The organism is Flavobacterium sp. YJ01 (assembly GCF_029320955.1).
GTDB lineage: Bacteria > Bacteroidota > Bacteroidia > Flavobacteriales > Flavobacteriaceae > Flavobacterium.
On sequence record NZ_CP119757.1, the window covers coordinates 3,109,763 to 3,132,957 of the forward strand.

At 34.8% G+C, this 23,195-nt stretch carries 9 protein-coding genes; 4 read left to right on the plus strand and 5 right to left on the minus strand.

Annotated features, from left to right (window positions below; all coding sequences use genetic code 11):
• Positions 1 to 25: 25 nt before the first annotated feature.
• Positions 26 to 4,114: a T9SS sorting signal type C domain-containing protein gene (locus P0R33_RS13660; protein ID WP_276171738.1), complete on the minus strand. Its 4,089-nt coding sequence runs from the start codon at positions 4,112 to 4,114 to the stop codon at positions 26 to 28.
• 426 nt (positions 4,115 to 4,540) lie between these two features.
• Positions 4,541 to 5,023 carry a regulatory protein RecX gene (locus P0R33_RS13665; protein ID WP_276171739.1) on the minus strand — a complete coding sequence of 161 codons (483 nt, stop codon included), beginning with the start codon at positions 5,021 to 5,023 and terminating at the stop codon, positions 4,541 to 4,543.
• Between the two features lie 280 nt (positions 5,024 to 5,303).
• On the opposite strand from P0R33_RS13665, the gene P0R33_RS13670 reads away from it, so the two are divergent.
• The 3 genes from P0R33_RS13670 (at position 5,304) to P0R33_RS13680 (ending at position 17,770) form a co-directional block, all read left to right on the plus strand.
• Positions 5,304 to 10,028, plus strand: a complete 4,725-nt coding sequence (locus P0R33_RS13670) for a GEVED domain-containing protein (protein ID WP_276171740.1) — start codon at positions 5,304 to 5,306, stop codon at positions 10,026 to 10,028.
• Between the two features lie 143 nt (positions 10,029 to 10,171).
• Positions 10,172 to 14,035 carry a T9SS sorting signal type C domain-containing protein gene (locus P0R33_RS13675; RefSeq protein WP_276171741.1) on the plus strand — a complete coding sequence of 1,288 codons (3,864 nt, stop codon included), beginning with the start codon at positions 10,172 to 10,174 and terminating at the stop codon, positions 14,033 to 14,035.
• A gap of 423 nt (positions 14,036 to 14,458) precedes the next feature.
• Positions 14,459 to 17,770, plus strand: a complete 3,312-nt coding sequence (locus P0R33_RS13680; protein ID WP_276171742.1) for a T9SS sorting signal type C domain-containing protein — start codon at positions 14,459 to 14,461, stop codon at positions 17,768 to 17,770.
• Between the two features lie 59 nt (positions 17,771 to 17,829).
• On the opposite strand, the gene P0R33_RS13685 is transcribed toward P0R33_RS13680, so the two are convergent.
• The 3 genes from P0R33_RS13685 to P0R33_RS13695 all read right to left on the minus strand — a co-directional run bounded on the left by P0R33_RS13685 (position 17,830) and on the right by P0R33_RS13695 (position 20,316).
• A complete protein-coding gene (locus P0R33_RS13685; RefSeq protein WP_276171743.1) occupies positions 17,830 to 18,696 on the minus strand; it encodes a cupin-like domain-containing protein in 867 nt (288 codons plus the stop codon).
• 138 nt (positions 18,697 to 18,834) lie between these two features.
• A complete protein-coding gene (locus P0R33_RS13690) occupies positions 18,835 to 19,272 on the minus strand; it encodes a hypothetical protein (protein WP_276171744.1) in 438 nt (145 codons plus the stop codon).
• Positions 19,273 to 19,386: 114 nt separating this feature from the next.
• Positions 19,387 to 20,316 carry a bifunctional riboflavin kinase/FAD synthetase gene (locus tag P0R33_RS13695; RefSeq protein ID WP_276171745.1) on the minus strand — a complete coding sequence of 310 codons (930 nt, stop codon included), beginning with the start codon at positions 20,314 to 20,316 and terminating at the stop codon, positions 19,387 to 19,389.
• Positions 20,317 to 20,513: 197 nt separating this feature from the next.
• Here P0R33_RS13695 and P0R33_RS13700 point away from each other — a divergent pair, with 197 nt between their 5' ends.
• On the plus strand, positions 20,514 to 23,195 hold the full coding sequence (locus tag P0R33_RS13700; RefSeq protein WP_276171746.1) for a reprolysin-like metallopeptidase: 2,682 nt from the start codon (positions 20,514 to 20,516) through the stop codon (positions 23,193 to 23,195).

Here is a 23,195-nt window from a genome sequence, read left to right on the forward strand (position 1 = left end):
TAAGATGGGTTTCTTGTTTTAAATATTAATTAAAGATAATTTTCTTAGAAACTTCTGAGCCGTTTTCCAAAACAACTTTAACTAATAAAACTTGATTACCAGATGGTAAATTTGAAATTTGTACTTCGTTTGAATCAACTTTGTTATTGTTGTAAACTAACTGACCGCCAATATTGTAAATCTGTACATCTTTGATGTTTTCTTTAGTTGCAGTAACTTTTACAATTTTTGATTTTACTGAAACCAGAACAGCGTTTTCTACATTTTCAAAATCTCCTGTTCCTAAAGTTTTAGAAGTATAACGAAGATTGAAACGATTCGTAAAAGTACCAGCTTCTGTTGTAAATTTATAATTTTCAGCACGTAAGCTTACTATTTTGCCAGTTTTCAAATCTTCTAAATAAACTTCTTGGGTATCGAAAAATCCGTCAGCATGGTCAATTGCAATGGTATATTCTCCTGCAGTTGCTACCTTGTAGCCTAGAGGTACAATATCTTTGTTGTCAAAAGGAAGTTCACGCCCTTGAATAGTCAGGTTGTCTGATTCATTGATACTGTAAAAATCAGCGCTGCTATTAGATCCTAAAGTATTGGCATCAAAGTTAATGTCAAAACTATTTGTTGCTCCTTCAATATAACCAACTAAAACCTGTTTGAATGCTCCATAGTCGTTAGAAAAATTAAGCCACAAGCGATTTCTTTCTAATTCTCCTGAGTTACTAGAGTCATTAGTTTTGTAGAATTGTTTGTTTTTGGCACTAACACGCATCGTATTATTGAAGATCAATGTTGCTGTTTTTGGGTTAGCCATGAATCCCTGTCCTGCTGCTATATACCCTTGAAAAGACTGACCGTTTAGTAGCGCTCCCGAACTTGTTTCTGTAGATCCTGAAAGGTTAAACGCCGCAAAATCGGCATTGTTATAATAAGATTTGCCATCAGCTGGGTTGTATACAGGAGATGAATTGTGAGTCCAAAAATAAAGCGTACCTAAGTTTGTATTTGCATTGATCAAAGCAGTGGCACTAATTGCAGATGGATAAGGATTCCCCACTAAGTTATATCTATTTGGCACTACAGCAGGAGCAATATTACCATTATTTGGAATTCCTTTAAATATTCCAGTAAATGGAGCTGGCGTTGTAGGATCAAAAGGCTGTGGAGCTCTAATGCTGTAACCTTTTCCTACTTCCATTGGCATTGTTCCATTAAGACTGGCAGCCCAACCTGTATTTGCATCATAATAAAGATACTTATCAAGTAAAGTATTTGGAGATAAACTAGCCATTGTGAAACTTGCATTTGTAACTGGCATTGACCAGTATGTTGCATCATAACGTCTTACATTTGTTGTTCTCTGAACCTCAAATGATGTTGTTGCGTTTCCAGTAAACATTGTTTTACTTGTTGAAGTCTGAAGAAGAGATCCTCCGCTTAATATTGCTAGTTTTCCTGTACCAAGTACATTAATATCTTCATCAACAGTTAAAGTTCTGTCGCTTGGAACATTAAAAGTAGATCCTGAATTTACTGTACATGAACAAACCTGAATGTCTGAACCCAAAGTTACAGTTGGTGAACTAATTACGATTGAAGTATTTGGTCCAATAGTTTCGCTCCCTGTATAAGGTGTTAGCACTCTTACAAAGTTAACTGCTACGTTAGCATTTCCTCCGTCTTCTCTTAAACGAACTTCAATTTTAGAAGTGCTGTTTAAAACATATGTCGCTCCACCGTTTATGTATGCAGCAGTGTTTGTATATCCAGATTGAGTAAATAGTGGAGTTGTGCTTTCATTCATGTAAATTTGAGTGGCATCATCAGAATTTGCAAGCTCAATTCTATAAGTTCCGCAAGGAAAACCTTGACGTCTATAAGAAACCGTGAAATTATCATTAGGTAACGGGGCTCCTTGCCAATTTGTTGCAGAAGAAGGAGATTTGTCTGTATCCCAGTATGTTCTTGAATTTACATTCACATTAGAATCTACATAGTATCCTGCATATACTGTATTGCTTAGGTTTAAATCGTTTTTGGTTAAACCATAAACATTCCAAGAATTAATCCCGTAAGGAAGCGTTTGGTCTCCTTTTATAGCCCCAAATGAAATCGCAGCACGAGATGAACCATCTAGTTCAAAATATTCTAAAATAAATTGATGCGATCCAGCTGATAAGGTTTGTAGTAAAGCATCAACTGTGTAGCTGTGCTGATTCCAACGCTCAAAAACTTTAACGCCATCAATATAAAGTCTAATTCCGTCGTCGCTTCCAAGCATAAAATTATATTGTCCTGCTTCGGCAAGATTAGCTGTCATTTTATAACGAACGAAGAATCGGTCTGTTGGCGCAGCGTCGCAAAAATTTCTTGTAACACCATTTACAGCACCATCTGCAACATTTCTATCAAAATTTCTTGTACTTTCCGTAACAGTTCCTAAATAGGTTGTTCCTGTTGGTAAAGTATTGTATGCTGGGTTTGGAGCAGTGTTTCCTGTAAAACTGTAAACATATCCAATCCAAGATTCAGAACCGAAAGAAGTTTGATCTCCGGCAGGTACACATTTCACAACTTCATCAGCACCCATATAAGGTTTTACTCTTGCATCTCCATCAATATCTGTTGTGTAAGGTGTTGATAAAGCTACACCAGTTAAATCGTTGTTAATGGTAACATCCTGCAAATGGAAGTCTGTTCCTGGTGTAACAAATGTTGGTAAGAAGGTTTTAGAACCTGAATCTCCTGCAGGTGTATTCCAGTTAGGTACTGTTCCTGCTACTGTCGCTGAGTATTCATTACCATCTATTCTATTTAGAAAGTTATTCGAAACATTTGTAACATAATAATCATTATTACTTATTATACCGAAATTTCCGCCATTTTTAAATATGGCATATTGTTTATTATCAGGTGAAGCAGCAACAGGTTGAGAATTGACAAAGATATTGTTTCTGACATTAATGGTATTACCTCCAGTTGTATATAAACATGCTGAGTAAGAGCCTCCATTGGCATAATCCATAATAACAGTGTTATAATAAATGTTTACTGTAGAGCCGGAAGCGATAAAAATACCCATTCCTTTTTTGTAATAATCCCAGTTGGAATTGTCTCTTGTTGTATTGTAAATATTATTGATAATGTTATTGTAAATATTAGTAGCGCCGCTAGACCTAACTAAAATAGCGGCTGTCCAGTAACCGTTATTGTATACTGTATTAACAATATCATTGATTTTATTTCCTGAAATTGTTCCACTACTCGTTCCCTCCAAAATAATTGCAGCTGTATGATTGCTCTGGTTTAAAGTATTGTTAACTCCAGATATTGTATTTCCTGAGATTTCGTAATTTAAAGCGTTGTTAATATACATTCCTCTTACAGGTTTTTCTGAAGCGGTTGTAGTACCAATTTTGTTTCCTTGAATTTTCCAACCTGATGGAGATTGAGTGGCATTAGCGTTTCCATTAATATTAACAACATCTTTAACATTGAACGTTTCGTTGTTAATAATCGAAATGTTGGAATTAGCACCATTATTTGAGTTTTCTGCAATACTATTATTATTTCCAAGACCATTTCCTCCTGAATAAACTCCAGTTAAAAGTGTAAGTAATTGATTTCGATTTGTAAAACGTAAGTTGGTGTTTTTAACAGTGACATTTGTTGAACCGGTTGAACCATTACTCGCAACCCAAATGACTGATCTTGCTGTGCCGTTTAAATTGTCTGTATTTATCAGTGTTAAATTTTTTGTATTTAAAGTCGAATTACTTCCGTCAATAATTACGTTGCTAGTACCATTAAATCTAATAACTGCAGGAATACCAGTTGATGAACTAGGCATTGTAGTGGTTATAGTAATGTTCTTTCCAGTATTTGGTTTAATGGTAAGCGTGTTAGTTGCACTTGAATATGGTATGGTATTGATTGAAAGCAAAGATGTTAAATTCTGATCTTCATCAAGCAAAAATCTCACTGGACCACTAACTCCACGTGCATGTATTTGGTCAAGTGCAAGTGCAAGAGTCCTAAAATTTGTAAGTGGATTTGCAGAGCTAATGACAATATCACCACTCAATTCAGCTTGAGCAAATCCAAAAAAAGGTAACAATAAAAATAAAAGTAGAGTTTTTTTTCATGCTTAAATGTTTTCTATCAGTTTGTTATGCTGGCATAGGACTTTTTAGCCAAAGCAAAGATATATACATCTACGAGCTAGAAATAAGTAGGGTTTTCAATACCCCTATATATTCGATGAATTGTTAAAATACTCGACGAAATGCATGAAAAAAAATAGCATTTTGCGGATATTCTTATAAAACGCGAAAAAATATTATAAGAATAATCGCAAAAAATCACGTTTTTTTAGAGTTGGTTTTGATTTTTTAGACTAAAAAACGCGAGTTTAGCAATAAAATCATCAAAATGGGAATAAATTACAACCAGATGTTGTAAGATGGTTTTGTGCGGAATTTAGTATAATCTTAGAATCGAAATGATGATTATGAAAGGATTGTAATTTTTATATTTTTAAGAATTAGTTTACTTCTAGTTCTTTTACCTTTTCATAAACTAAATTACTTTCATAACCTCTTCGAAGCATGTAATCGCAAAATTTCTTACGTTTTTTTAAAGCGTTGCTTTCTGATAAATTATTCCAGCATCTATCAGCTAGATTTTCGAAAGCTTCAAAATATTCTTCTGTAGAAATTTCCTTTAAAGCCAAATTGATATTTGCCGAAGAAATTTGTCTGGCTTTAAGTTCGTTTGTAATTCTAATTTTCCCCCAATGTTTAATGCGATGCTTACCGCGTGCAAAACTGCAGGCAAAACGAGTTTCATTCAAAAAATTATCTTCAATAAGTTTTACAATGATAGTGTCAATCTCATCTGAAGTCATTTTTAAGCTGTATAATTTAGACACAACTTCTTCATGACATCGTTCTTGATAAGCACAAAAGTGTTCTAATTTTTGTAAAGCTTCTTTTATAGTGAAAGTGCATTTCGTCGGGTTTTTCATGCTTTTTAACGATTAAATTCAAAAACGGGCATTTACTTACAAAAAACTTCTAAAATTTGTTAATATTAACAGAAAAGAAACATTGTAAAATGTTGTGTATGTGCCGAATTTCAATATTTTTGTACGATAATTTAACGGATTTGTAATCTTGCTGTAAAACAAGATTTTAACATTCAAATTGAACTGAAAATTCACAAAAGAATGTCTTTTTTCAGATTAGGAATGCCCTTTTTGCTTTTTTAGCAACCAAAAACAAATTTAAAATAAATACCACATTGATATGATGAGAAAATTACTTTACTCGTTTTTATTTTTCATTTTTTTGCAGTTCAACAGTTTTGGACAAACAACTTGGACAGGAAATACAAGCTCAACTTGGAACGTTGCGGGGAATTGGACTAGTGGTGTTCCTGGTCCTACAACTGCTGTAATTATACCAGCGGTAAGTACGAATCCGATCGTAACGGCAACAACCAGTTGTGGATCAATTACTTTTACTGGCAATACAGGGACGCTAACTGTTAATTCAGCAGTAACACTTACAGCGGGAGCATTGACAGTAAATTCATCGAATAGTAGCTCGAGAAGTATAAATATTTTCGGAGCAGGAACATTGACTACTACATCTATTGTAATTGGTCAGACGTCCTCAAGCCCCAATATTGCTTTAAGTACAGTTTTAACTTCAAATGTAGCAAATTTTAACTCTGGTAATTTAACTTTAAATAGTACAAGAAATAGTGGACAAAATAATAATGCAAGCTTTATATTAGAAAGTGGTAATTTGGATTTAACTGGGCAAATCTCCTCTTCAAATGCTAATAATACTTCATGTACTTCTACATTTAGTATGGCTTCTGGAGCACAAACCGGAACTTTATTTTTAGGTTATAATGGAGGGGCAAATCCTTTCGCTTTATCTGGAAACGGGACAAATAATATTATATTCAACGGTACTGGAGCTACAGTAAATTACGAAAGAGGGGGAAATCAGACAATTTATAATACTGCATATACTAATTTAACAACTTCAGGCAGTGGAACAAAATCTTTATCTGGAGCTTTAGTCGCAGGAGGGAATGTGAGTATTGGAACTGGGACTACGCTAGATGTTACAAATGCTAATAATTATGCAGTTTCTATAGGAGGTGATTTTACAAGTGCAGGAACATTTAATCCAAGATCAGGAACTGTTACATTAAACGGAGATACACAATCTTTAAATGTGTTAACTTTCAATAACTTAACTTTAGCTGGAACTGGAACAAAAAGTTTTACAGCTGCAACAACAATTAGCGGAGCCTTAACCATAAATACAAGCGTAAATGCAAATTTAGGCACAGGATTAACTCATACAGCAGCTACACTGACTTTAGGGGCAAATCAAGTTGTTCCTAGTTCTTGGGGGAATACCATTTCTTCATCTTTGCGTAAAGATGATACTTTTTTTACAGCAACGACCGGAATTGTTAATGTTGCATCAAGCACTTGTACTAATTTTAATGCCGGTGTACCAATTGTAAGTGTTTCCTATAATAACCAAGCGCGAACAAGTTCAGGAACTGGAAGTTATGAAGATCTTACTACGCCAGTTTTAACATCAGTTGTAAAAGGGCAAAGTTATGCTTTGGTTGTAAGAGGTAATACAGGCGGCGATCAAAATGTGTATTATGACGCTTATTTTGATTGGAATAATAATGGAACATTTGAAACTTCGGAATATGTTCGAATAGGAACAATCAGAAATTCAGTAGGAACTACCGCAGATGGTAAATCAGCATCAGTATATGTGACAGTGCCTGCGGGTGCTTCTACAGGTACGATAAAGGTGAGAGTTATGAGCCGTACAGGTAATTATAACAATTCACCATGTGCATCTTTAGGAAATACAGGGCAAATAGAAGATCATAGTATTACCTTGCAAGATCCTTGTACAGGTAATCTTACTCCAGGGAATACTTTTAGTACAGCAACTACTGTTTGTCCTTACAGTCCATTTACATTGTCATTACAAAATACATTGCAAGATGGAGTAACCTATACTTGGCAAACTTCACCAGATGGAACACCAGGATCTTGGACTAGTGCTTCAACTCCAACTAGTAACTTTTTTGGACTTGAAACTTTCGATGCTGCAAATGCGCAGGCAAATCTATATGGAGATGCTGTTTTGGTTGGTGGACAACTACAGTTAACAAGAGCGGTTAGTAGTTTGTATGGTGCGTATGTGATTCAGAAGACGCCAGGTGTAAATTATGACGCCTTTAATGTAAACTTTGATTATCAGATTCCAACCACAGGAGGTGCAGATGGTTTTAGTTTAAGTTACGCTAGTGATGTTGCAAATGATGCTGCTGGAGGAGAAGATGGTTCAGGGACTGGAATAATTGTGCAATTTGATACTTATGATAACGAAGGAGTTCAAGCAGGTAGCCGTATTAGAATAAAATATGCAGGTAATACTATTTACAATACTGCAATTAATGCTCCATCTTTAAGACCAACTACTGGAAATACTCCTGTAATTCTAAATGTAGATGCTAGAGGAAGGCTTAGTTTGTCAGTTAATGGTTCGGTTATAGTCGCAGATTTACAGTTGCCAGCAGGATATCTTGCAGCAACTAAATCAAACTGGAGATTTAAGTTTTCAGCGAGAACAGGAGCTTCATATGACAGACATTTAATAGATAATCTATTAATTAGATATGTTGATCCAGTTGGGGCAGGTCCGACATTTACAACTACACAAACAGTTAAAACATTTTATCGCGTAATGGTAAGTTGTGGTTCAACAACTAATTATTCAGCACCAGTAATGGTTGATGTAACATCGGCAACAATTAGTCCGATTACGAGAACAACTTGTAGTGGAGCTGCATCACTTACTATAAATCCTGCAACTATCACAGGAAATTCAGTTCCATCAGGCACAACCTATACTTGGCCAGTTCCAGTTAGGACAGCTGGATTGTCTGGAGGAGCGGCAAGTTCAGGAAATCCGAACAGTATCACAACGGGAGTACTAACTTTAAATGCAGGAATAACAACACCTCAAACAGCTACTTATACAGTTACCCCAGTTTCGGGAGGTTGTACAGGTATTCCATTTACTGTAACGGTTACCGTTAACCCAATAGAGGCTACTCCATCAACAAGCGGTAAAATTAATGTTACTTGTGCAGAGTTAGGAAAAGTAACTATCGGAAGTCTTCCTTCTGGGAACTGGCAAATTAATCAGTCTGGGCAAGCAACTGCAACTATAAATGGCACAGGAACTTCATATCAAGTAACCGGTTTAGTCGCTGGATCTTATACTTTTACCGTCGAAACTGCAACATCTTGTGTTTCGGCTTCTTCTGCGACGGTTGTTATTGATCCTTCGCCTTCTGCAACTTGGAATGGTTCAATGTGGGTAGGCGGTGCTCCAGATAGTACGAAAAGAATCATAATTAATTCAAGTTTAGGTACACCTTTCCCAACGGGAACTCCGATTGTGTATGGTTGCTCACTTACAGTAAATACAGGCGCAAGCGCAATTGTTCAAAGTGGGGTTACATTAGTAATCACAAATGGAGTAAGCACTCCAGACGGACAGTTAACATTTAGAAGTGGTTCAAGTTTGATGCAAACAACAGATGCTACAAACACTGGGCAGATTAATTATGAAAGAACAGCAAGTGTAAGACGTTATGATGCTACATATTGGTCAATGCCAGTTACAAATGCAAGTTTTACCATGGCTAGTTTATCTCCAAATACATTACTTGATAAGTACCTTTATTATGATGCAAATACAGGTTGGGCTGCCAGTCTAAATGGAATAATGCCAATGGAAGTTGGAAAAGGTTACAGCATTAGAGCTCCACAGCCTTTTGATCCTACAACGCCAGCTCCATTTAATGGAGTATTTGTGGGTGTTCCTAATAATGGTAATATCAGTCCTGTTGTAGTGCCAAATAGATACAATTTAGTGGGGAATCCTTATCCTTCTGCAATTAGTGCCACTGCTTTGATCAATGGAAATACAAACTTAGGTACGCTTTATTTTTGGACTCACAATTCATCTCCGGTATACAATCCGGTTGATGGCAAATCTTATTATAATAATGCCGACTTTGCAGCATTTAACCTTTCAGGATCTACAGAAACAAGTTCGGGAGCGCTACTAAATGGTCAGCCTTTTCAGGGGTATATAGCAGCAGGACAGGGATTCATGGCTAACCCAAAAACAGCAACGCTTAATTTTACCAATGGAATGCGTAGAAGTAATAATAATTCTCAATTCTACAAAACTGGAGAATCAGAAGAATCAGGTGAATTGGAAAGAAACCGTTTGTGGCTTAATCTTTCTAACGATTATGGAGCGTTCAAACAGGTTTTAGTTGGCTATATTGAAGGAGCTACCAATAGTTTTGACATTAACTTTGATGCCGGCACTTTAGGATCTAATAGCAGCGCTGATTTTTACAGTATAAATGAATCTGAATATCTGACTATTCAAGGGCGTGCACTTCCTTTTGATAATAAAGAAGTCGTTCCTTTAGGCTACAAAGTTGCAACTGCAGGAGAATACACCATTGCAATTGACCATGCAGACGGATTCTTTGATACTCAGGAAGTTTATTTAGAAGATTTAGTGACGGAAAAAACAGTAAACCTTCGTACTGAAAATTATAAATTTACTTCAGCAATCGGAACATTTGCAAATCGTTTCAATCTTCGTTACACTTCTAAAACCTTAGGTACAGGAGATTTTGAAGATCTGGAGAATAGTGTCGTGATTTCTTTGAGAAATAAAGTTGTAAAAATCGCTTCTTCAAAAGAAACGATAAAAACTGTAAATATTTATAATATCGGAGCTCAGTTGTTATACAATAAAGACAATGTCAATTCGTCAGAATTACAGATTTCGAATCTAAATTCAGCTGATCAAGTTTTATTAGTTAAAGTAACTTTAGAAAACGGACATACTGTAACAAAAAAAGTTGTCTATTCTAACTTATAATCGACAAGAAATATATTTTAAGCCCATCTTGAAAAAGATGGGCTTTTTTATTTTAAAAATCCCTAAATCTAGGTATTGTGCTATTGATTTTGCCTTTATAACTTAGGTTAATTCTTTCATGACTTAACTTAAATTATATTGTTTTGATTAAAAAAGTACTGTATTTGCTAATCTTGTTCTTTCTTCCTGTAGAAACATTGCTTCTTGCTCAGCAAGGGAAGGTTGACAATTCGTTTAACACTATTGATAATGGAGAGTTTGGCGACGGATTTAATGCCACGGTTCAAACGCTTCAAATTCAAAGAGATGGAAATTTAATTGTTGGAGGAGAATATGTAACACTAAACGGAATTCCTGTTTCTTATCTTACTCGTTTAAATCAAGATGGATCTATAGATGAAAGTTTCGATACTGGAACTGGATTTAATGGAAAAATTTACTCGTCCTATTTACAGGAAGATGGTAAAATAATTCTTGGAGGAAATTTCACAACTTACAACGGAATTAATGCAGGAAGAATTATTCGCCTTAATCCAGACGGCTCTTACGATAGTAGTTTCAATACTTCTACAGGAGCAACAACAGGAATTGTCCACGATATTGCGTTGCAATCAGATGGAAAAATTATTATTGTCGGCAGTTTTACCAAATACAACTCGACTACGGTAAATCGCGTGGCACGCTTACTTCCAAATGGCGCACTGGATACTTCTTTTATTACCAATTCCGGATCTTCTGTAAATATTACGCAAGTAAAAATTTTACCAAACGAAAAAATAATACTTGCTGGAAATTTCACTCTTTTTAATAGTACTGAAGCAAATAAAATTATCCGATTAAATAGAGATGGAAGTTATGACGCAAGTTTCAATACAGGTACTGGTTTTGACAGCAATGTAAATGCGATTGCTTTGCAAGCAGACGGGAAAATCGTTTTGGGAGGTGATTTTACAACATACAATTCTAATACAGCCAACCGAATTATCCGTTTAAATGAAGATGGAACTCGAGATGAAAGTTTTTTAATTGGATCAGGTTTTAGTAAAGGAGCAGTAGAGGTAATCAAAATTAACAAATCTGGCGAGATTATGGTAGGAGGATCATTTACGGGTTTTTATAATAATAATCCAGCAAATCGATTAATTTATCTTAATTCAGACGGTACTGTAAAGACAGATTTTGATATCGGTTCTGGGCCTGCTGCTTCTGTACTGGCTATAGAATTTGATGAAGAAACTTCTTGGTATGTTGCTGGTTCTTTCGCGGTTTTTAATGGACAGAATCAAGGAAGATTAGCAAAAATTAATAATGATGGAGAACTTGATGCGGCTTATTTGTCTTCTGGTATTGGTTTTGACAATGCTGTTTTGACAATTTTGCCTCTTCCAAACAAGAAGACTATTGTTGGAGGTAATTTTAAAAAGTTTAATGGAAATTTAGTTTCTAAGATTAACTGTCTTTTAGAAAATGGCGCTAATGACATTTCTTTTAATACTGGAAAATCTGGAGCAAATAATTTGGTAAAAACATCCGCATTGCAAGAAGATCAAAAGATAATTATTGGCGGAAGCTTTACTAAATACAACGATATTGCCAATAATAGAATAGTAAGGATTTTTCAAGACGGAGAAATAGATTATTCTTTTTCTAGCGGAGAAGGTTTTAATGGTCAGGTTTACGCATTAGCCATTCAATCAGATCAAAAAATAATAGCTGTTGGAGCATTTTCAAAATACAATGGATCTACAATTAATACAAATAGAGTTATAAGATTATTGCCAGACGGTTCAAAAGATTTTAGTTTTAATATTGGCTCTGGTGCCGATGGTATTGTTGAAGCAGTAGTATTGCAATCTGATGGAAAGATTCTTATTGGAGGTCATTTTAAAACATTTAACGGATTGCCATTTGCGGGATTAGTTCGTTTAAATTCTGATGGAACAATTGATTTAGGTTTTAATATAAAACAGGGTTTTGATAAATATGTTTATTCAATTGCACTACAAAGCGATCAAAAGATTATAGTTGGAGGATCGTTTTTAACTTTTGACGGAGTCTCACAAAAAAGAATTGTTCGTTTAAATGCAGACGGAAGTTTAGATACTGCATTCAATTCTGGGGCAGGTTTTAGTAAAGGAGATGTTCGTACGATTTTAATTCAGCCAGATGATAGAATTTTAGTTGGAGGAGCATTTTCGGGAACTTATAAAAATGTTTCGGCGTTAAGATTAATCAGATTATTGCCGTCTGGAGCTTTTGATGATTCCTTTTCTGCATCGTTAAATAATACACTTAACGCAATGAATTTTACAGAAAACTACAGATTGTTGATAGGCGGAATTTTTAACTCTGTATCTAGAATTTCAAAACATAGAATTGCGCGTTTAAAACTTTGCGTAAACACTACAATTTGGAATGGAAATTCGTGGTCAGCCGGTTTTCCTTCTGCTGGTAAAGATGTTTATTTTAACGAAAGCTTCCCAAATCTCACTTCTGCTAATGTTTGCGGATGCTATATCGCTAAAGATAAAATTGTAACTCTTCTCGAGAAAAACACGCTAAATATTGAGTTTACTTACACTGGTTTTGGAACTTTGGTTTTGGAAGATTCGGCTAGCTTTTACCAATCAGATGATGATATGATTAATACTGGAATCGTTCATTTGAAAAGAAAAACAAATCAGGTTATAAGATATGATGCTACCTATTGGTCTTCACCAGTTAAAGGTCAGAAAATGTTTGATTTTTCGCCAGAAACACTCTTAGATAAATATTATTGGTACGATCCGATTTCGAGTTGGAATGCAGATTTGCATGGAACAATGACTATGAATCCTGGCCAAGGCTACAGTATCAGGGCACCACAGAATTATTCTATTACCGAAAGATCTGTATTTGAAGGGATTTTTAAGGGTGTTCCAAATAATGGAAAAATAAATGTTGATCTTCCATTTGCAAATAAGTCATATTTAATCGGTAATCCGTATCCAAGCGCTATTGATGCCGATATTTTTATAGAGACTAATATGCCTACGATTAATAGCGTTTTGTGTTTTTGGACACACAATACACCGCCTTTAAATGGCTATTATTCTAAAAATGATTTTGCGGTTTATAATCTTTTAGGCGGAGTAGGAACAAGTTCGGCTTTAAGTTCGGGAGTAAGCACCTCGACGCCAGACGGTACTATTGCTTCAGGACAAGCTTTCTTTTTAAGAACGAACTTAGCAGGCACTCTCGAATTTAATAACAGTATGCGAATTTTGGGCAGTAACAGTTCTTTTTTTAAACCTTACAAGGATGAACAAGTAACCAAGAGCAAACCTGAAAAACATCGTTTTTGGTTAAATCTTAAAAGCCAAGGAGAAGAAGTATTTAAGCAAATTTTGCTTGGTTATGTCGATGGAGCCTCCAATAATCTGGATGCTGCCTACGATGCAGAATCTCTTGATTCCAATCCAAAGATGGATTTTTATAGTCTTGTTGAAGAGAATATAAAGCTTGTAATCCAAGGTCGAGAATTGCCTTTTACCGAAAGCGATTCGATTGCTTTAGGATATAAATTAGCAGACAAAAGTTTTTTAATTCTAGAAATAGATCATCAAGATAATTTTTTTAATGGAAAAAGCATTTTCTTAAAAGATCGGCTCTTAAATAAACTTCATAATCTAAGCGAAGAATCCTATCAATTTGAATCTGAAAGCGGAATAGCTAATGAACGTTTTACTATTGTTTATACTAATGAAATGCTTAAAAATGAGGAATGGTCAATAAACCGAGAAAAAGTTTTTGTTTCTGTAAAAGAGCGTATTATTTCAATAGAATCATCAAATGAAAATCTTAAAGAAGTTCGCATCTATGATGTTTTAGGAAATCAACTGTATAAAAAAGATGGAATTGATAACAAGAGAATATCTATTGAAAATTTAGGCATTTCAAATCAAGTATTATTTGTGAAAACAATTTTAGAAAATGGAAGTGATAGTTCTAAAAAGATACTCTTCTAAATGTATGTATTAACAACTTATTCAAGCCTTTTGCTAAATTATGCAAAAGGCTTTTTTTTGTTAGTTAAGTATCAGTATAACAAGTTATTATGTTTTGTGAATTTACATTTTAACAGTTTTTTCTTATTTTTTATAAAAAAGCCATTTTTGGTGTTAAATATTAAAGTTTAATACTACAAGCAATATTTGTATGTAAATAAAATCGTACCTTGTTGTTGTTTTTTGTCGATTAAATGCGTGTTATAATCGATAAAAGTATTTTTTATAAAATAATAATTTTTAAAAGAACAAAATGTCATTATTTCTTATCTGCCTCAAAATTGATTGTAAAAAGTAAAATTTATATAGACTCCCCCAATCTAAATTTTGCAATTAATCTTGTTAGAGTTCGAATTTATTTTTCAATTACTAAAATACCACAAGATGAAAAGAACTTTACATATTCACTCGAGCTTTTTCGGCTCTTCAACTTTAAATTTTTTTAAAGAACGACTACAATTTAGATCCATTTCTAAATCAAAATTTTTTCTGATTTTAATTCTATCATTATTCTATAGTTCTTCAAAAGCGCAAACGATAACACATCCCTTTACGACTGGAGGAACTTTAAATCTTCCTGCGGGAATGGATCAAGTAACTTTAGAAGGCTGGGGAGCCGGAGGAGCTGGAGGAGCCGCAATTTCTGGTTTTTTGATAGGTAGAAGTGGCGGCGGCGGCGGCGGTGGAGCCTATGCAAAAGGAACGATTAATACATCTGCAGTGCAAAGTTTAACTCTTGTAGTAGGTGGAGTTACAGCTGGAGGATCTGGAAATGGAGCTAATGGAGGAGCATCTTATGCAACTGGTTTCACAGGTTCTTTTAATGCAGGTGGTGGCACAGGAGGTAATGCCAATCTTACTGATACTGCTGTTCCTAGCGGTGGAAATGGAGGAATCGCTACTGGAAATATCACAGCAACTAACGGACAAAACGGAACAGTTGGAGGAAGTTCAGCTGCGGGATTACTTCTCGTTTCGGGAGGAGGAGGTAATGCAGCTAATCTTGGAACAGGTGCGGGAGGTACAGGTGGACTACCACTTAGTTCGTTAGCTATAGCGATCTCTCCTGGAAATAATGGGAACCCTTACGGCGGCGGCGGCGGCGGTGCAATAAGCTCAGGAGCTGTGCAAAATGGTGGAAGCGGAGCACAAGGTTATCTTACGGCAACTTATACGTGTAAAACCTATGGTCTTAGTATAACAAATGCGGCAAATGTTTGTACTGCTATTGGAAATTCATCAGTAGTTACTATAACAGGTACTGCTGCAAGTTTACCAAGAGGAAATTATACGGTTACTTACAATAGAAGCAGTCCTTCAGCAACAGGACAAACAACTAATTTTACAGTAACAACTGCTGGTACAGGAAGTTTTACAGCAACTGGATTTACTTCTGTTGGAAGTAGCACAATCACAATTACAAGTCTAAAATCAGTAGATTGTACTTCCGCAATTACTACTAATAATACGGTTACTATTTCAATTACTGATCGTCCCACAATAACACTTGGCTCTATTGCTTCAGTATGTAATAGTGCGAGTGCTCAAAATGTCAATTTACCTTACACAGCAACTACAAATGCGCCAACAAATTACAGTATTACATGGAATACCACTCCTGCAAATAGTTTTGTGGCAGTTACCAATGTGGCTTTACCAGCAAATCAAATAAGTATTGCAGTGCCAGCAGGAACAGCGGCAGGAAATTATACAGGTACACTGACGGTAACTAATGCAGGTTGTATATCGATAAATTATCCGTTTACAGTACCAGTTATTGCTTCACCTGTTGCACCAACGGCTTCTGCCACTCAACAACCAACTTGTGCTAATAATACAGGAATTATAACAGTTACATCTCCTGCTTCGGGAACGGGTTTTTCTTATACTATTGATGGAACGAATTTTAATACGACGGGAGTATTTACAGGTTTGGCCACAGGTTCTTATAACGTAAGGGTTAGAAATAACAGCACACTTTGTCAGTCACCATCAACCACGGTAATTATAAATCCGGTAGTCGTTAAAACATGGAATGGTAGTATTAATGCAAGTTGGGCTGTATCGGCAAATTGGACCCCAGCAGGAGTTCCTTTAGCATCTGACTGTGTAGATATTCCTGCAATAGCAACAAGTCCAATTATTTCAGGAACAGATGGAGTTTTTTTTGCAAACCGTATAACTATAGAAAATAATGGTTCTTTAATTGTGCAAAGCAGCAACACTCTAACGATTACCAATGAAGTAAATGTGTTAGGAACTGGTTCTCTTGTTTTTGAGAATAATTCTAGTTTAGTCCAAATTTCAGAAGCTGTTAATACTGGAAATATTACTTACAAAAGAGACTCAAAACCAATAAGAAGATATGATGCGACATATTGGTCTTCGCCGGTAACTCGTGTGCCAGCTTTTACGCTGCACGATCTTTCTCCTAATACTCTTTTAGATAAATATTATAAATATGATCCAATTACGAGTTGGGCTGCTATATTAAATGGAACCGAAGAAATGGTTAAAGGAAACGGTTATAATATTAGAGCTCCTCAACCTTACGATATAAATAATACTGCAATTTTTGGTGGGGTATTTATAGGAGTGCCCAATAACGGAACTATTTTAGGTCCAGTTGCAGTAGCTGAAAGATCTAATTTGCTTGGAAATCCGTATCCTTCTGCTATTTATGCTGATAGATTTATTGTTGATAATCAGGCGAATTATTATGGAACACTTTACTTTTGGACTCATAATTCATCTCCAGTATACAATCCAGTCGATGGAAAATCGTATTATAATAATAACGATTTTGCAATTTATAACCTTTCTGGAAGCACAACAGTTGGCTCAATGACAGGAACTGGAGCAACTACTCCAGGAAATACACAAGCCCCATCAAGATATATTGCAGCAGGACAAGGTTTTTTTGCAACATCAAAAACAGGACAAAAAGCTGTTTTTACAAATTCAATGCGAGTATCAAGCAATAATAGTCAGTTTTATAAATCTCAAGGTGAACTAGAAAGACATCGTGTTTGGCTTAATTTGACCAACGCTCAAGCCGCTTTTAAACAATTATTGGTTGGTTATATAGAAGGTGCTACAGATTTATGGGATGACAATTATGATGCAGAAACGTTAGACGCAAATCCATTGCTTGATTTTTATAGTATCAATGGAATTAATAAGTTGACAATTCAAGGACGCTCATTACCTTTTGAAGAATCTGATACAGTTCCGTTAGGATATAAATCTTCAATTGCGGGAGATTTTAGTATTGCAATAGAACGTACAGATGGCAATCTGAGTACACAATCGATATATTTAGAAGATAAGACGACAAATAAGATTCATGATCTTAAAGCGGGGGCTTATACCTTTACTACCGCTATAGGTGTTTTTAATGAACGTTTCGTATTGCGCTACACCAATAAAAATTTAGGAACGAATGATTTTGCTGGTCTTGATGAAAATGTATTTGTTTCAGTAAAAGATAAAAATATCAAACTGCAAGCAATATCTGATAACGAAAATCTTAAAGAAACGACGATTTATGATATTGGAGGGAAATTGCTATATCAAAAAGAGAATATTAATAATAAAGAATTACTAATTACAAATTTACCGCCAACGCATCAAGTTTTACTCGTGAAAGTAACATTAAGCAATGGATATACGGTTACTAAAAAAATAATCTTCTAGATTAGATTTTGAATAGAATAAAAAAGCGGTTGAGTTTTAATTCAACCGCTTTTTTTTATTTAGAATGTACGTTGTAGATTTTCATTCGTTTTAGTTATTGCTTTTTCGTTTTTATAATCAATCCATTTTTGACCTTGTATTTTTCGCATCATAATATCGAAATGGCGCATTATAAAAACATTATAGGCAGCCTTTGATAAATTAACAATGTTTTTTGGGAAGGATCTCAAACTCATTGAAAATCCAGGAGTTAAATATTTCATATAATGCCAATAGCCTTCTGGCATGTAAAGCATTTCGCCATGTTTCAAGTTAGTAATATAACCTTCCGCATTTTTGAGCGCTGGAAATTTTTCGTAATCGGGATTATCAAAATCAATATCTTCTCTTGAAATCAATGCATGAGGCACTTTGTACATATATTTTGACTGGTCTGGAGCAAAAAGCATACATTGTTTTTCTCCATGAAAATGAAAATGAAGAATATTAGAATAATCAATGTCGTAATGCATAAATACTCTAGAATTTTCGCCTCCAAAAAACAGCATTGGCATTTGTTTGACTAATTTTAAACCTATATCAGGCCATAAAAAGTCGTCTTTTAACGAAGGAACTTCTTTCATCAAATTATAAAGAAAAATACGATAGTTGGTAGGTTTTTCTTCTAATAAATCAATATAGTCGCTCATTTTCATTTTGGTATGAGCTTCGTTAAAGCCATCTTCGTGATTGACAGGTCTGTCATCGTATAAAGGTACAATAGCATCACCTGCTATTTCTTTCATATAAGATAATTTCCACTTATTGTAAGCTGGCCAATCTTCGGTCAGTTCTTCTATAACAACAGGAATTTGTTTTTTTACATATTGGGAAATAAAATCAGCCTTGGAGATTTTTTTTACCCTTTCGATTTGTTTTAATTTCATTTTGCTGAATAAAAAAATTGCTTATAGCTCTGAGCTATAAGCAATTTAAAAATATTTATCGAGATTAATGATCTCTTTTAACTAAATTTTTGATTTAATCGAATTTAAAATGATGTAATCTGCGAAACTCATAAAAAATTAATCTGCAGCATATTTGTTATTCCAGTACAGCATCATCATTAAAGTAACAATTACCGAAGAAGCAAGCCCTTCAAATAATAAGCAAATGCAATAAGTTGGCACTGATGGATTTCCTCCAAACATAAATGTTTCAGAAAGTGTTTTTACGTAAGCATCTCCGCCTCGGGCATAACTATAGACCAACAAACCAAAAACGCTCATCGATACGCCGACCACAGAAGTTGTCATGGCAGAAACGGCATTTGTAACAAAATTGGTTTCTCCTTCATGAAGATTCATCTGCATTGTTCTGTTAACTCCGTAGAAAATAAAGAAAACATTAAGCGTCCTTAGATAAAACAAATCTGCCAAACCTAATACATTCATCAATAAAAAATAAATGCCAATTCCGAGAAAAATCAAAAAACCATTGGTAATTTCCTTAGGTACTTTCATAGTGGTTATTTTTTAGAAGTTAATAGTAAATATTTGAAAAACAGTGTTCTATCAAATTTACTAAAAAAATAACTACGATGATTTAAAAACGAGCAAAAACTGTATTGCGATTTTCTACAGCAGATTTATATAATTCACAGCAACTTTCTTATCGTTATTAAGTTGCTCTTTTAGCGAGTCAACAGAACCAAATTTTTGCTCTTCGCGAATATAATGCAAAAGCGAAACTTCAATATTTTGATCGTAAATGTCTTTATCAAAATTAAAAAGATGCACTTCGATGGTTTGTTTGTCGCCATTTACGGTCGGATTAAAACCAATATTCATCATTCCAAAAACAGTTTCTTCGTTTACGACAGCTTTTACAATATAAACGCCAATTTTTGGAATCAGTTTATAATCTTCTTCAATGTGAATGTTTGCCGTCGGGAATCCAATGGTTCTTCCTAATTGTTTTCCTTTAACAACAGTTCCATTTAAGAAATAATCATAACCTAAATATTCATTTGCCAAAGCCATATTGCCTTCATTCAAGGCTTTTCTGATTTTTGTAGAACTAACCGAAACATCTTGAATTTCTTGTGCTGAAATTTGTTCAACTTCAAAACCATATTCAATTCCAAAAGCGATTAAATCATCAATATTGGCAGTTCGATTGCGTCCGAAACGGTGATCGTGACCGATAATTATTTTTTGAATCTGAAATTTGTCGACCAAAATAGTATGAACAAATTCTTCTGCGGTTAGTCTTGAGAAACTTTCGTTGAACGGATGAACAACTAAATTTTGAATTCCGGTTGCTTCCAGCAGTTTTGTTTTTTCGTTGATGGTGTTTAATAATTTAATTTCTGATTTTTCCTGAAGCACCATTCGCGGATGCGGGAAAAAGGTAAGAACCAGACTTTCATATTTTCCATTTTCAGTATTTTGGGTAATTCTTTCCAGAATTTTTTTGTGACCAATATGCACGCCGTCAAAAGTACCAAGAGTTAAAATAGTTTTCTTGGTTGACTGAAAATCGTTTATAGAATGAAAGAGCTTCAAAACAAATTATTTAAGATGCTGCAAATTTATACTATTCTGTCTTAAATTTAATACTGGCTAAATCGAATTTTAACTATTTCTGACAATTTCTTTTTGTAAAAACATGCCAACTCGTCGATTAAAATGCGTTAATTGTCTTATATCTTGTATGATTTCAAATTAATTGGATTAATTTTGATATTATATCCCGATCGAATATGAAAAAAGAATTACTCTTTATATTTTTTATTTTTTGCTGTGCTAATGTTAACGCCCAAAGCGATGTTTTGTGGCAAAAAGTAAATTCGTCTTCTTCGCTTACGCGAAAGGTAAGCGCTTCAGATTCAAATGTGTTATATTTTAAATTAAATGCAGAACTCTTAAGTGCAAAATTAGTTTCTGCAACGAGTAAAACTGCAAAAAGTAGTTCCACAGAGATAACAATTCCAAATGCAGAAGGAAATTTAGAACGTTTTTCGGTTTGGGAATCTTCTAATTTTGATCCAGAATTGCAGGCCAAATATCCAGAAATCAGAGCTTATCAAGGAACAGGAATAGATGATAAAAATGCTAAAATCTATTTTAGTGTTGCTCCAATCGGAATGCAGACGATGGTTTTTCGTTTAGAGAAACAAACTGAATTTATTGAGCAAAATCCTGATAACAATTTCGAATATGTATTATTTAAATCGGCAGATAAATCAGATTCTAAAATGCGCCTGGATTGTAAAACAACCGACTTAATTACCGAAAATAAATCTTCAATTACAGGAAAAACAGCTTCAAGTACCAAACAATATAAAACATTCCGTCTAGCATTATCTTGTACAGGAGAATATACAACCTTTTTTGGAGGTACTAAAGCGGGCGCATTGGCAGGAATGAATGCTACAATGACAAGAGTAAACGGAGTTTTTGACAAAGATCTTTCTGTAAAATTAATTTTAATTGCCAATAATGATGCTGTAATTTATACAGATGCATCTACAGATCCGTATTCTAACGCCGCTCAAGGAACCGCAGATCCTGGAGGAACTTGGGGGCAAGAAGTGCAAACGACATTGACAACCGTAATTGGAAATGCAAATTATGATATTGGACATTTGTTTGGAGCATCTGGCGGAGGTGGAAATGCAGGCTGTATTGGTTGTGTTTGTGTAAATCCAACGACTAGTGTTCCGTTAGGAAAAGGAAGCGCTTATACTTCTCCAGCAGATAGAAGGCCGCTTGGAGATACTTTTGATATTGATTTTGTGGCTCACGAAATGGGACATCAGCTTGGAGGAACTCATACTTTTTCTTATAAAGCAGAAGGAACTGGAACACAGTATGAGCCGGGAAGTGGTTCTACGATTATGGCTTATGCGGGTGTGACAGACGATTATGATATTCAGAATAATTCAGATGATTATTTTTCGTACGGAAGTATTAATCAGATACAAAATAATTTAGCAGGTAAAACTTGTGCTGTCACGACAGCTATAACAAATAATCCTCCTGTAATTAATGCTGGATTAGATTATACAATTCCAATTAGCACGCCATTTGTCTTAACTGGAACAGGTTCAGATCCTGAAGGAAATGCCATAACATATACTTGGGAACAATTTGACAGTGCAGTTACTACAACCGGAGCAAATAGTATTGCTTATGCAACAAAGCCAGATGGGCCAATGTTTAGATCTTTTAAACCAACTTCTTCTCCAGTTCGTTATATGCCAGCTTTAAATTCTGTTTTAAATAATCAGCTAACAACGACTTGGGAATCTGTTTCGTCTATTGCTAAAACTATGAATTTTACCTTGACGGGAAGAGATATTGCAGCCGAAGGAACCGCGCAAACAAGTACAGATGCTATGGTAGTTACCGTGAGCGCTGCGGCTGGAACATTTGCTGTAACATCGCAAAATACAGAAAATGTCTCATGGGAAAGAGGTTCGGCTCAAACCATTACATGGAGTGTAAATAATACGAATAGCCTTCCAGGATCGTCAAATGTTAATATCAGATTATCTTCAGATGGAGGTTTGACGTTTCCTACCATTCTAGCTTCAAATACATTAAATGATGGATCAGAAACAATTCTAATTCCGTCTGGAATTACCCCAGCTACAAATTGCAGAATTCTGATTGAACCAGTAAATAATATTTATTATGCTGTAAATAGAACTCCATTTTCAATTGGCTATTCGGCTTCAACAAGCTGTGCGACATATAATTTTGAAGGAGGTTATTCAACAGGAAATAGTTCAACTTTTATCAATAAAACAGTTTCAGTACCGTCATCAACAGGAACGGTTTCGGATGTAAATGTTACTGTGAATGTGACTCACGCAAGATTTTCTGATCTCGAAATGCAAATTGTTAGTCCAAGCGGTACGGTGGTAAGTTTATTTAATAAAAGCTGTGCAAGTACCAATTCTACACTTACGCTTCAGTTTGATGATAGTGGCGCAGCTTTAAATTGTAATGCAACAACGAGTCAAATTGTAATTCCTGCCAGTGCGTTAAGCGCTTTTAATGGCGAAAATCCGCAAGGAAACTGGACTTTTGGAGTTCGTGATGCGGTTACGGGAATGTTAGGAACTATTAATTCGGCTTCAATAAATATTTGCAATAAGACTTTTACATTAGATACAGGAGATTTTCAAAATGTAGATTTTGCCTTATATCCAAATCCGAATAAAGGAAACTTTACAATTCAGTTTCAACGTGATTCGGTTAAAGATATTAAAGTTTATGTTCATGATATCTTAGGAAAATACGTGTACGATAAAACATTTACAGGTTCTGGATATTTTATTCAAGATATTCAATTGCCAGGAATTCCATCTGGAGTCTATTTTGTGACCATAACTGATGGCGAGAAAAGAACAGTAAGAAAAATAATAGTTAATTAA

Excerpts from the sequence above, each read along its gene's own strand:
- P0R33_RS13700 (WP_276171746.1), top strand. The coding sequence starts at position 20,514 with ATGAAAAAAGAATTACTCTTTATATTTTTTATTTTTTGCTGTGCTAAT.
- P0R33_RS13680 (WP_276171742.1), top strand. The coding sequence starts at position 14,459 with ATGAAAAGAACTTTACATATTCACTCGAGCTTTTTCGGCTCTTCAACT.
- P0R33_RS13685 (WP_276171743.1), bottom strand. The coding sequence starts at position 18,696 with ATGAAATTAAAACAAATCGAAAGGGTAAAAAAAATCTCCAAGGCTGAT.
- P0R33_RS13665 (WP_276171739.1), bottom strand. The coding sequence starts at position 5,023 with ATGAAAAACCCGACGAAATGCACTTTCACTATAAAAGAAGCTTTACAA.
- P0R33_RS13670 (WP_276171740.1), top strand. The coding sequence starts at position 5,304 with ATGATGAGAAAATTACTTTACTCGTTTTTATTTTTCATTTTTTTGCAG.
- P0R33_RS13690 (WP_276171744.1), bottom strand. The coding sequence starts at position 19,272 with ATGAAAGTACCTAAGGAAATTACCAATGGTTTTTTGATTTTTCTCGGA.